The organism is Streptomyces sp. CA-249302, assembly GCF_050936785.1.
Classification (GTDB): domain Bacteria; phylum Actinomycetota; class Actinomycetes; order Streptomycetales; family Streptomycetaceae; genus Streptomyces.
The window spans coordinates 4,278,138-4,290,121 of sequence record NZ_JBNJMG010000001.1 but is presented as its reverse complement, the minus strand read 5'-3'; the positions used below and the strand labels follow the sequence as shown (position 1 = coordinate 4,290,121).

Here is an 11,984-nt window from a genome sequence, read left to right as displayed (position 1 = left end):
AGCAGGCCACTCCCTCGATTCAAGCTGCAATCACCCTTCTTACCCCCATTGCCTCCCCGCGCCACGGCCGGATGCGGGATCATGTCTGGCATGACCGAGGTGTCCTCGCTCACAGGGCGGTTGCTCGTGGCAACGCCCGCCCTGGCGGACCCGAACTTCGACCGTGCGGTCGTGCTCCTTCTCGACCACGACGAGGAGGGCTCGCTCGGTGTCGTCCTCAACCGGCCCACCCCGGTGGACGTCGGCGACATCCTGGAGGGCTGGGCGGACCTCGCGGGCGAGCCCGGCGTCGTCTTCCAGGGCGGCCCGGTCTCCCTGGACTCGGCACTCGGAGTCGCCGTCATCCCCGGCGGCTCCGCCGCCGACGGGGCACCGCTCGGCTGGCGCCGGGTGCACGGCGCGATCGGACTGGTCGACCTGGAGGCCCCACCGGAACTCCTCGCCTCGGCCCTCGGCTCCCTGCGGATCTTCGCCGGATACGCCGGCTGGGGCCCCGGCCAGCTGGAGGACGAGCTGACCGAGGGCGCCTGGTACGTCGTCGAGTCCGAACCCGGCGACGTCTCCTCCCCGTCCCCGGAACGCCTGTGGCGCGAGGTGCTGCGCCGCCAGCGCAACGAACTCGCGATGGTGGCCACGTACCCGGACGACCCTTCGCTCAACTGATGCGTGTGAGCTTCAGTACCCTTGGCACTTATGAGCACTCTTGAGCCCGAGCGCGGGACTGGTACGGGGACCCTCGTAGAGCCGACGCCGCAGGTGTCCCACGGCGACGGCGACCACGAGCGCTTCGCCCACTACGTCCAGAAGGACAAGATCATGGCGAGCGCCCTCGACGGGACCCCCGTCGTGGCGCTCTGCGGCAAGGTGTGGGTGCCGGGCCGTGATCCGAAGAAGTACCCCGTGTGTCCCATGTGCAAGGAGATCTACGACTCCATGGGTGCCGGTGGCGACGACAAGGGCAAGGGCGGCGACAAGTAGCCCGTAAGGCCTGAGGTTCGTGAAGCCCTCCGGGTGCGCTGAGGCGCGCCCGGAGGGCTTTTGCATGTCACGAAGTGGTTGAGACCTCTTGTGGGCATGTTCATGTAGTCCCTAGCCTCCGTTGTGCAGAGCGAAACCATCATTGCATATGTTGCAACGCATGCTCGGAGGCCCCACGCCATGAAGCTCCCCTCCCGACTGGCCGCGCTCCTCGCCGTGGCCGCGGTCGTCACCGCCTGCGCCCCCCAGACCTCCACCAACTCCTCCTCCGAGAAGGACGACAAGAGCGGCACCCTGCGGGTGTGGCTCTTCCAGGAGGTCGGCAACGATCCCAAGGCGAAGGTCGTCGACTCCGTGGTCACCGCCTTCGAGAAGGCCCACAAGGGCACCAAGGTCGACGTCGAGTACATCCCGATCGACACCCGCGCCCAGCGCGTCAAGGCCGCCTTCAACGACCCGAAGTCCGCGCCCGACGTCATGGAGTTCGGCAACACCGACACGGCCGGCTATGTGAAGGACGGCGGACTCCTCGACGTCACCAAGGAGTTCGGCGCCTGGAGCGAGTCCAAGGACACCGACCCCACGGCGAAGACGTCCGTCACCGTCGACGGCAAGCTGTACGGCTCCCCGTTCTACGTCGGCGTCCGCGCCCTCTACTACCGCACCGACGTCTTCAAGGACCTCGGCCTCCAACCCCCGAAGACCATGGCCGAGTTGGCGACCACCGCCCGCAAGATCCGCGCGGCCAGGCCCGACCTGTACGGCCTGGTCGTCGGCGGCGCCTACACGTACGGCGCGATGCCCTTCGTCTGGGCGAACGGCGGCGAACTCGCCACCGGCAAGGGCGGCTCGTACGCCTCCGCGATCAGCAGTGCGGCCGCCCAGAAGGGCATCAAGGCCTACACCTCCCTCTTCACCGACGACAACTGTCCCGCCGCCAAGTGCGCGGGCATGGGCGGCAACGACACGATCACCGCGTTCGCCGCGGGCAAGGCCGGAATGGCGATCGGCGGCGACTTCAGCCACACGGCCGTGGAGGCCGGGAAGGTGAAGGGCGAGTACGCCGTCGTACCGCTGCCGGGTGTCACGTCCGGCTCGATAGCGCCGGCCTTCGCGGGCGGCAACAACATCGGCGTCCTCAAGAGCACCTCGCACCGCACGCTGGCAGTGGACCTGATGGAGCAACTGACGTCGAAGAAGACGCAGTCGGCGATGTTCGACGCGATGGGCTTCCTGCCGACCTTCGCGGACGTACGGCAGCAGGCGGCCGCGAAGAACCCGTATGTGAAGCCCTTCGCCCAGACCCTGTCGGCCGGCACCAAGTTCGTCCCCGCCTCGCCCGCCTGGTCGCAGATCGACTCCCAGCTGGTGCTGCCGACGATGCTGCAGGAGGTCATCGCCGGGAAGAAGAACGTGGCGGCGGCTTCGGAAGAGGCCGCGAAGAAGATGAACGACGCGTTCGGCTCCGTGGGTTGAGCCGGTGAACCTCCGTACCGACCCCCGCTGGACCCCCTGGCTCTATCTCGCCCCGGCCCTGGTCGTCCTCGGCGGCCTGCTCCTCTACCCCATCTACCAGCTCGGCCTGATCTCCTTCTTCCACTACACCCAGGCCCAGGTCAGCGGCGGCGAACCCACCAGCTTCGAGGGGTTCGGGAACTACTCGGCCCTCTTCTCCGACGGCGAGTTCTGGTCGGTGCTGCTGGCCACCGTGCTCTTCGCGGCGGCCTGCGTGGTGTCGACCCTCGCCGTCGGCTGCGCGCTCGCCGTGCTGCTCACACGGGTGCGTGCCGTGCCGCGGCTGGCGCTGATGCTGGCCGCGCTCGGCGCCTGGGCCACCCCGGCCGTCACCGGCTCGACCGTCTGGCTCTTCCTCTTCGACCCCGACTTCGGCCCGGTGAACCGGATCCTCGGCCTCGGCGACCACTCCTGGACGTACGGCCGCGTCAGCGCCTTCTTCCTGGTCCTCCTCGAAGTGGTGTGGTGCTCCTTCCCGTTCGTGATGGTCACGGTCTACGCCGGGATCCGCGCCGTACCGGCCGAGGTACTGGAGGCCGCCGCGCTGGACGGCGCCTCGCAGTGGCGGATCTGGCGCTCGGTGCTCGCGCCGATGCTGCGCCCGATCCTGACCGTCGTCACCATCCAGTCGGTGATCTGGGACTTCAAGGTCTTCACGCAGATCTACGTCATGACGAACGGCGGAGGCATCGCGGGCCAGAACCTCGTCCTGAACGTCTACGCCTACCAACAGGCGTTCGCGTCCTCGCAGTACAGCCTCGGCTCGGCGATCGGCATCGTGATGCTGCTGATCCTGCTGGCCGTGACGCTGGTGTATCTGCGGCTGCTGCACCGGCAGGGGGAGGAGCTGTGAATCTTCTACGGCGTCCATGGCGCACGGCCGCCGAGGCCTCGGCGTTGCTCATCGCGGTCGTCGTCGCCTTCCCCCTCTACTGGATGGTGCTGAGCGCCTTCAAACCGGCCGGGGAGATCGAGTCGAGCGAGCCGCGGCCGTGGACGACCGCGCCTTCTCTGGATTCCTTCCGGCGCGTGTTCGGGCAGCAGGATTTCGGTCGGTATTTCGTCAACAGCGTGGTGGTGGCGGGCAGTGTCGTGATCGTCTCGGCGCTCGTCGCGTTTCTCGCCGCGACCGCCGTGACGCGATTCCGGTTCCGCTTCCGGACCACCCTGCTGATCATGTTTCTGGTGGCCCAGATGGTGCCCGTGGAGGCGCTCACGATCCCCTTGTTCTTCCAGATGCGCGACTTCGGTCTGCTGAACACGCTGGGCTCGCTGATCCTGCCGCACATCGCCTTCTCGCTGCCGTTCGCGATCTGGATGCTGCAGGGGTTCGTGAAAGCGGTCCCTCAGGCCCTGGAGGAGGCCGCGTACATCGACGGCGCGAGCCGTGCGCGATTCCTGTGGCAGATCCTTTTCCCCCTTGTGTTTCCGGGCCTTGTGGCCACGAGCGTGTTCTCCTTCATCTCGGCCTGGAACGACTTCCTGTTCGCCAAGTCCTTCATCATCAGCGACACCTCGCAGTCGACCCTGCCGATGGCGTTGCTGGTGTTCTTCAAGCCGGACGACCCCGACTGGGGCGGGGTCATGGCCGCGTCGACGGTGATGACGATTCCGGTGCTGGTGTTCTTCGTACTCGTACAGCGACGTCTGGTCTCCGGGCTGGGCGGAGCGGTAAAGGACTGAGGTGATGGACATGACTTCGGATACGGGACTGATTCCGGCACCCCGCGCCGTCGAGGGCCCGATGCGCTGCGGTGTCGAATGGGACGCCGGCACCACACTGTGGGCCGCGCCGGGGACGGAGGGCACGGAACGCTGGCTGCGCTCCACCCTCGGCGCCGCGCTGGGCCTGCCGCTCGCGACCGGGCCGGAGGACGCCCGCAACTCCGTACGGCTGTACCTGGACGACGCCCTGGAGCCCGAGGCCTACCGGCTGAGCGCGGTGACCAACTGGGGTGTCGAGATCCGCGGTGGCGGTCCCGCCGGAGTGTTCTGGGGAGCCCAGACCCTCCGTCAACTCCTCGGCCCCGACGCGTTCCGCCGCGCCCCACTGCGATCGGGCGCGACCCATGTGATCCCGCACCAGATCATCGAGGACGCCCCCCGATTCCGCTGGCGCGGCCTCATGCTCGACGTGGCCCGGCACTTCATGCCGAAGGAAGGCGTGCTGCGCTACCTCGACCTGATGGCGGCGCACAAACTCAACGTCTTCCACTTCCACTTGACGGACGACCAGGGCTGGCGCGTCGAGATCAAGCGGCACCCCCGCCTCACCGAGGTCGGCTCATGGCGGGCCCGTACGAAATTCGGCCACCGGGCCTCGCCGCTGTGGGAGGAGAAGCCGCACGGTGGCTTCTACACCCAGGACGACATCCGGGAGATCGTCGCCTACGCCGCCGAGCGGCATATCACCGTCGTCCCCGAAATCGACGTACCCGGCCACTCGCAGGCCGCCATCACCGCGTACCCGGAACTCGGCAACACCGACGTCATCGACACGACCTCCCTCACGGTCTGGGACAGCTGGGGCATCTCCGCAAACGTACTCGCCCCCACTGACAACACCCTGCGGTTCTACGAGGGGGTCCTCGAGGAACTCCTGGAGCTGTTCCCGTCGGAGTTCATTCACGTGGGCGGTGACGAATGCCCCAAGGACCAGTGGCGGCAGTCGGCCACCGCGCAGGCCCGCATCAAGGAACTCGGGCTCGCGGACGAGGACGGCCTTCAGTCGTGGTTCATCGGACACTTCGACAAGTGGCTGATCGCGCGCGGGCGTCGGCTCATCGGCTGGGACGAAATCCTGGAGGGCGGCCTCGCGGACGGCGCAGCCGTCTCCTCGTGGCGGGGTTACGCGGGCGGGGTCGCCGCCGCCCGGGCCGGCCACGACGTCGTCATGTGCCCGGAGCAGTACGTGTACTTGGACCACCGGCAGCACGGAGGCGCGGACGAGCCGGTCCCCATCGGCTACGTCCGCACCCTGGAGGACGTCTACCGCTTCGAGCCCGTTCCGACGGAGTTGACCGAGCAGGAGGCGCGGCACGTCCTCGGCACGCAGGCCAACGTGTGGACCGAGGTGATGGAGGACCACGCGCGCGTGGACTACCAGGCCTTCCCGCGGCTCGCGGCCTTCGCCGAGGTGGCGTGGAGTTCCCTGCCGGCCCCGGGGGAGCGGGATTTCGCCGACTTCGAGCGGCGGATGACCGCGCACTACGGGCGACTTGACGCCCTCGGTGTCGGCTACCGCCCGCCGGCCGGTCCCCTGCCGTGGCAGCGGCGCCCCGGTGTCCTGGGCCGTCCGATCGAGGGCGCGCCTCCGCGCAGGTAGGCCCCGAACGGGCGGCCGGGCCCCCGAACAGGGAGTGGGAAAACCTCGCAAGCATCACCGAAGAGTGCCAATTCGCGCGCTTCGGTGATGCTGTGCCAAATCGGGTCATCTCCCAGGTGGCGGGGGCGAATGCCGCCTAGCGGACCCCTGTCTTCGGGTGTTGCGAAGATGTGCCAGAGTTGCCACGTCCGCCCTGTCAGCACGTACCGTACGGCAGCAACAGGGCAGGACCAGGTGGGGCAGCGGGAAGGGGCAGCCGGTTTGACCACGCACGCACCGCAGGCGGCGCAGTCCGTCACGCTGCCCACGACGCTGGACGAGGCCGTGGCGGCGCTCGCCGCCGTGCCCACCGCCGTGCCCGTGGCCGGCGGGACCGACCTCATGGCCGCCGTGAACTCCGGACAGCTCAGGCCCGCCGCGCTGGTCGGCCTCGGCCGGATCAGCGAGATCCGCGGCTGGCAGTACCAGGACGGCCACGCGCTGCTCGGCGCCGGTCTCACGCACGCGCGCATGGGCCGCCCCGACTTCGCCGCCCTGATCCCGGCGCTCGCCGCCGCGGCCCGCGCCGCCGGCCCGCCGCAGATCCGCAACGCGGGCACCCTGGGCGGCAACATCGCCTCGGCGGCACCCACCGGGGACGCGCTCCCCGTGCTCGCCGCCCTGGAGGCGACCCTGATCATCGCGGGCCAGGGCGGAGCCCGCCGGGAGATCCCGGTCTCGCACCTGCTGGCCGGCGTGGAGATGCTGCGCGGCGGCGAACTCATCGGGTACGTGCGCGTGCCGCTGCTGCACGCCCCGCAGGTCTTCCTGAAGGCGACCGGCCGGACCGGCCCCGGGCGCGCCGTCGCCTCCGTCGCGGTCGTCCTGGACCCCGCCCGGCGCGGAGTGCGGTGCGCCGTCGGTGCCATAGCGCCGATGCCGCTGCGCCCCCTGGACGCCGAGCAGTGGGTGGCCCGGCTCATCGACTGGGACAACAACCGCACGATCGTGCCGGAGGCGCTCGCCGCCTTCGGGGAGTACGTCGCCGCGGCCTGCATCCCCGACCCCGTACCCGAGGCGGACGGCACCGTCCAACCGCTCCCGCCCGCCGTACTGCACCTGCGGCGCACCGTCGCCGCGCTGGCCCGACGAGCACTGGGGAGGGCGCTGTCGTGACCGACGACCAGCACGGAGAGGGCACGCCCCGCAGCGGGGGCCGCTGGGATCCGCTGCCCCAGGGCGACTACGACGACGGTGCGACCGCCTTCGTGAAGCTCCCCGAGGGCGGCATCGACGCGCTCCTGGCCTCCGCCGACAGTCCGCTCGCCGCGCCGGGACACGGGTACGTGCCGCCGCAGATAACGGCCGCACCGGGGACGGACGCCGACCCGTCCGCCACCGGGAACTGGGCCGTGCCCACCGACGGCGCGCAGTGGCCCGACCCCAACGCCGTGCCCCAGGAGACCGGCGGCGACCGGTTCACGTACAACCCCGCCTCTACACAGCAGTGGAACTTCGGCGAGACGGCGGCCACGGACGCCGCCCCCGCGGCGGGCCACGACGTGACCGGCCAGTGGTCGATCCCGGTGGCCGGCGGCGACCTTCCGGACGAATCGGGCGAGTTCACGACGTCGTCCCTGGTCCAGCAGTGGGGCGGCACCCCTCCGGCGACCCTCCCGGGCGGCGCGGCCGCCCCCTGGGCGACGGAGGCGACGGGTCAGCCCTGGGGGCAGGAGCCCGGGGCGGGTGACGAGAACGCCGGTCAGATCCACGAGTCGTCGGCGGGGACGGGGATCGCCCCCGGCCCAGCACGGGACGCGTCGACCGGTCACGCGCACGAGTCGGACGAGTCGGGGCACGCGCGCGGGGCGGTCGATCCCGGGTACGCGCAGGGTTCGCCCGCGGGGCGGCACCCCGGATCCACGGTTCCGGGCCCGGGGGCGCACGACCCCGAGAGCGCCCGCGCGTACGCCGCCGATCCCTCGGACCCGCCCGCCGCCGACTTCGGCCGCACGCACGCCGGTGACGGGGTCACCGACCCGCACGCGGCCCGGCGAGCCGCCGGGGCCTACGCGGACGCGCCCGCCGAACCCGCCGTAGACCCTTCGCGGCCCACCCACGGGAACGGTGGGCCCGGCGGGTCGGCCCACGCGCCCGTGGACGCCACGCAGCCCATCCGCAGTGTCGGCGGACCGGCCGGCTCCGCCGCCCACACGTCCGCGGACGCCGCACGGCCCGGTGGACCCGTCGGCTCCGCCTCGCACGCTTCCGTGGACCCCGACCGGACCGAGTACGAGCCCGAGGCCGCACGAGGGCACGCCGGCGAGCAGCCCTCCGCCACGGACGCCGCACGGGCCGCTCAGGGGGCCGGTGAGGGCGCTGGGGCGTCCGAGGGTGCCCGCGGGGCCGCAACGGCCGCCGTGGGGGCCGTAGAGCCGCTCGTGGAGCCCTCCGAGGCCGGACCGGACGATGCCGGGCGGCCCGCACGCCCGTCGGACGGACCGGCCGCCTCCAACGCGCCCGATTCCCCGGCCACTTCGGCCCGCACGGATTCCACCGGCGCCCCGGCCCCTGACACCGAGGCCGCCCCCGAGCCCACCGCCGAGGACGACTCCGCCCCCCCGCCCCCCGACGAAGAACACCCCCTCGCCTCCTACGTCCTGCGCGTCAACGGTGTCGAACGGCCCGTCTCCGACGCCTGGATCGGCGAGTCGCTGCTGTACGTGCTGCGGGAGCGGCTCGGGCTGGCCGGGGCCAAGGACGGGTGCTCGCAGGGGGAGTGCGGGGCCTGCAACGTGCAGGTCGACGGGCGGCTCGTCGCCTCCTGCCTGGTGCCCGCCGTGACCGCGGCCGGCAGCGAGGTGCGGACCGTGGAGGGTCTCGCCGAGGACGGGCAGCCGTCGGACGTGCAGCGCGCGCTCGCGCGGTGCGGCGCGGTGCAGTGCGGCTTCTGCGTGCCCGGCATGGCGATGACCGTGCACGACCTCCTGGAGGGCAACCCGGCGCCCACCGAGATGGAGACCCGCCAGGCCCTGTGCGGCAACCTGTGCCGCTGCTCCGGCTACCGGGGCGTCGTGGACGCCGTCAAGGAGGTCGTCGCCGAACGCGAGGCGCACGCCGAGGGCGACGCCTCCGAACAGGACGGCGACGAGGCACGTATCCCTCACCAGGCGGGCCCGGGCGGCGGCGGTGTCAACCCGTCGGCGTTCGACTCACCCGGGTTCCCCGCGACGCAGGGGCCGCATGACCAGGCGTACGGACAGGACGGAGGCCAGGCGTGAGCAACGAAGCCGCCACCGCGACCACCACCGCGGAGGCAGCCCCCGCCTCCGAGCAGCTGCCGCACGGCCTCGGCGTCTCCCTGCCGGCCGCCGACGCCCGCGCCAAGACCGAGGGCACGTTCCCGTACGCGGCCGACCTGTGGGCCGAGGGCCTGCTGTGGGCGGCCGTCCTGCGCTCCCCGCACCCGCACGCGCGCATCGTGGACATCGACACGTCCCACGCGCGGGAGATGCCCGGCGTACGGGCCGTCGTCACGCACGAGGACGTGCCGGGCGCCGCGCACCACGGCCGCGGCAAGGCCGACCGCCCGGTCTTCGCCTCCGAGGTGGTGCGCCACCACGGCGAGCCCATCGCCGCCGTCGCCGCCGACCACCCCGACACCGCGCGGATGGCCGCCGCGGCCATCATGGTCGAGTACGAGGTCCTGGACCCCGTCACCGACCCCGAGCAGGCCTTCGAGGCCGAGCCGCTGCACCCCGACGGCAACCTGATCCGGCACATCCCGCTGCGCCACGGCGACCCGGACGCGGCCGGCGAGATCGTCGTCGAGGGCCTCTACCGCATCGGCCGCCAGGACCCCGCCCCGATCGGCGCCGAGGCCGGCCTGGCCGTCCCGCGGCCCGACGGCGGCGTCGAGCTCTACCTGGCCTCAACCGACCCGCACAACGACCGCGACACGGCCGCCGCCTGCTACGGCCTGGAACCCGAGCGCGTCAAGATCGTCGTCACCGGCGTCCCCGGCGCCACCGCCGACCGCGAGGACCAGGGCTTCCAACTCCCGCTCGGCCTGCTCGCGTTGAAGACCCAGTGCCCGGTCAAACTCACCGCCACGCGCGAGGAGTCCTTCCTGGGCCACGCGCACCGGCATCCCACCCTCCTGCGCTACCGCCACCACGCGGACGCCGAGGGCAAGCTGGTCAAGGTCGAGGCGCAGATCCTGCTGGACGCGGGCGCGTACGCCGACACCTCCGCCGAGGCCCTGGCCGCCGCGGTCGGCTTCGCCTGCGGCCCCTACGTCGTCCCCCATGCCTTCATCGAGGGCTGGGCCGTACGCACCAACAACCCGCCCTCCGGCCATGTGCGCGGCGAGGGCGCCATGCAGGTGTGCGCCGCCTATGAGGCGCAGATGGACAAGCTCGCCAAGAAGCTGGGCGTCGACCCGGCCGAACTGCGCCTGCGCAACGCGATGGCCACCGGGGACGTACTCCCGACCGGCCAGACCGTGACGTGCCCCGCACCCGTGGCGGAGCTCTTGCAGGCCGTACGGGACTTCCCGCTCCCCGCGCTGCCCAAGGACACCCCCGAGGACGAGTGGCTGCTGCCCGGCGGCCCCGAGGGCGCGGGCGAACCCGGTGCGGTGCGCCGGGGCGTGGGCTATGCGCTCGGCATGGTGCACATGCTCGGCGCGGAGGGCGCGGACGAGGTCTCCACGGCCACCGTGAAGGTCCAGGACGGAGTGGCGACGGTCCTGTGCGCGGCGGTCGAGACGGGCCAGGGTTTCACCACCCTCGCCCGGCAGATCGTCCAGGAGACGCTCGGCATCGACGAGGTGCACGTGGCGCCCGTCGACACCGACCAGCCCCCGGCCGGCGCGGGCAACCGCAGCCGCCACACCTGGGTCTCCGGCGGCGCGGTGGAACGGGCCGCCAAGATGGTCCGCACCCAGCTCCTGCAACCCCTGGCACACAAGTTCGGCATGTCCACCGAACTGCTCCAGATCACCGACGGCAAGATCACCTCGTACGACGGAGTTCTGTCGACCACCGTCACCGAGGCGATGGACGGCAAGGAGCTGTGGGCGACCGCCCAGTGCCGCCCGCACCCCACCGAACCGCTCGGCGAACACGGCCAGGGCGACGCTTTCGTCGGCATGGCCTTCTGCGCGATCCGCGCGGTCGTCGACGTCGACATCGAACTCGGTTCGGTACGGGTGGTGGAGCTGGCGCTCGCCCAGGACGTCGGCCGCGTGCTCAACCCGGCGCAGCTGGCCGCCCGGATCGAGGCGGGCGCGACCCAGGGCGTCGGCATAGCGCTGACGGAAAACCTGCGCACCGCGCGCGGGTTGATCCGCCACCCCGACCTGACGGGCTACGCGCTGCCCACCGCCCTGGACGCGCCGGACATCCGGATCGTCAAGCTCGTCGAGGAGCGCGACGTGGTCGCGCCCTTCGGCGCGAAGGCGGTCAGCGCGGTGCCGGTGGTGACGACCCCGGCGGCCATCGCCTCCGCGGTACGCGCCGCCACGGGCCGCCCCGTGAACCGCCTCCCGATCCGCCCGCAGGCGGCGGTGGTGACGGACCGCTGAGTCCCCTGTGAGGGGCGTGGTGGTCATCACGGGCGATGGGGGTACCTCCCACGCCCTTCAGGCAGTGGGGGAGGCGGCCGGGAAGTCGACGGTCGCCCAGGCGCTGGCGGAGCGGCTGCCGCGCGCTGCACACGTGCGTGGAGACGTTTTCCGGCGGATGGTGGTGTCCGGACGCGAGGAGTACGTCCCCGGAGGCCGGGTTCACGGCGGTGGTGCAGGACGTGCTGCTGGGGGAGGAACTGGCCGCGTACGTCGGCCTGATCCGCACCCGGCCCCTGTACGTCGTCGTACTCGCCCCGAGCGCCGAGGCCGTCGCCGCGCGGGAGGCCGGGCGGGCGAAGACCGGGTACGGGGCCTGGACGGTGGCGGAGCTGGACGGCGAGCTGCGGGCGCGGACGCCGCGGCTCGGGCTGTGGCTGGACAGTTCGGAGCTGACGGTGGAGGAGACGGTGGGAGCGATTCTCGCGGGGCGGGAACGCGCGAGGGTGCGCTGAGCGTCATATGTGCAGAGCGTCACGTGAGCCGAGCGGCATGTGATGCAGGGCCGTTGTCAGTGGCGGGGCGTAGTGTTCTGGGCAGTGGGGAACAGCTGCCGGGTTC

Annotated in this window: 9 protein-coding genes and 1 pseudogene; all 10 read left to right on the top strand. The window is 71.8% G+C overall.

Translation table 11 applies throughout. The features are described from left to right. Window positions 1-90 precede the first annotated feature (90 nt). The 10 genes and pseudogenes from ACQEWB_RS19225 to ACQEWB_RS19180 all read left to right on the top strand — a co-directional run bounded on the left by ACQEWB_RS19225 (window position 91) and on the right by ACQEWB_RS19180 (window position 11,878). A complete protein-coding gene (locus ACQEWB_RS19225; RefSeq protein WP_432832563.1) occupies window positions 91-663 on the top strand; it encodes a YqgE/AlgH family protein in 573 nt (190 codons plus the stop codon). A gap of 30 nt (window positions 664-693) precedes the next feature. Further along, entirely contained in the window at window positions 694-978 is a 285-nt protein-coding gene (locus tag ACQEWB_RS19220; RefSeq protein ID WP_432832561.1) for a DUF3039 domain-containing protein, read from the top strand. 180 nt (window positions 979-1,158) lie between these two features. Next, complete coding sequence (locus ACQEWB_RS19215; protein WP_432832559.1) at window positions 1,159-2,454, top strand: extracellular solute-binding protein; 1,296 nt, start codon at window positions 1,159-1,161, stop codon at window positions 2,452-2,454. A 4-nt stretch (window positions 2,455-2,458) separates the two neighbouring features. Continuing rightward, window positions 2,459-3,346, top strand: a complete 888-nt coding sequence (locus ACQEWB_RS19210; protein WP_432832557.1) for a carbohydrate ABC transporter permease — start codon at window positions 2,459-2,461, stop codon at window positions 3,344-3,346. Next, window positions 3,343-4,176 carry a carbohydrate ABC transporter permease gene (locus ACQEWB_RS19205; RefSeq protein ID WP_432832555.1) on the top strand — a complete coding sequence of 278 codons (834 nt, stop codon included), beginning with the start codon at window positions 3,343-3,345 and terminating at the stop codon, window positions 4,174-4,176. Before ACQEWB_RS19210 ends, ACQEWB_RS19205 begins: the two co-directional genes overlap by 4 nt. Before the next feature lie 10 nt (window positions 4,177-4,186). Further along, window positions 4,187-5,818, top strand: a complete 1,632-nt coding sequence (locus ACQEWB_RS19200; RefSeq protein WP_432832552.1) for a beta-N-acetylhexosaminidase — start codon at window positions 4,187-4,189, stop codon at window positions 5,816-5,818. Between the two features lie 261 nt (window positions 5,819-6,079). Further along, window positions 6,080-6,973, top strand: a complete 894-nt coding sequence (locus tag ACQEWB_RS19195; protein WP_432832550.1) for an FAD binding domain-containing protein — start codon at window positions 6,080-6,082, stop codon at window positions 6,971-6,973. Then, the gene (locus ACQEWB_RS19190) at window positions 6,970-9,078 is read left to right on the top strand and encodes a 2Fe-2S iron-sulfur cluster-binding protein (protein ID WP_432832548.1); all 2,109 of its coding nucleotides are present in this window, start codon (window positions 6,970-6,972) and stop codon (window positions 9,076-9,078) included. The genes ACQEWB_RS19195 and ACQEWB_RS19190 overlap by 4 nt, the downstream gene beginning before the upstream one ends. Beyond that, the gene (locus ACQEWB_RS19185; RefSeq protein WP_432832546.1) at window positions 9,075-11,384 is read left to right on the top strand and encodes a xanthine dehydrogenase family protein molybdopterin-binding subunit; all 2,310 of its coding nucleotides are present in this window, start codon (window positions 9,075-9,077) and stop codon (window positions 11,382-11,384) included. Before ACQEWB_RS19190 ends, ACQEWB_RS19185 begins: the two co-directional genes overlap by 4 nt. Window positions 11,385-11,391: 7 nt before the next feature. Next, a pseudogene (locus ACQEWB_RS19180) lies at window positions 11,392-11,878 on the top strand (phosphotransferase). Window positions 11,879-11,984 lie beyond the last annotated feature (106 nt).

What these genes read in the sequence shown, in the direction of transcription:
- ACQEWB_RS19225 (WP_432832563.1), top strand. Translation starts at nt 91, where the DNA reads ATGACCGAGGTGTCCTCGCTCACAGGGCGGTTGCTCGTGGCAACGCCC.
- ACQEWB_RS19220 (WP_432832561.1), top strand. Translation starts at nt 694, where the DNA reads ATGAGCACTCTTGAGCCCGAGCGCGGGACTGGTACGGGGACCCTCGTA.
- ACQEWB_RS19215 (WP_432832559.1), top strand. Translation starts at nt 1,159, where the DNA reads ATGAAGCTCCCCTCCCGACTGGCCGCGCTCCTCGCCGTGGCCGCGGTC.
- ACQEWB_RS19200 (WP_432832552.1), top strand. Translation starts at nt 4,187, where the DNA reads ATGACTTCGGATACGGGACTGATTCCGGCACCCCGCGCCGTCGAGGGC.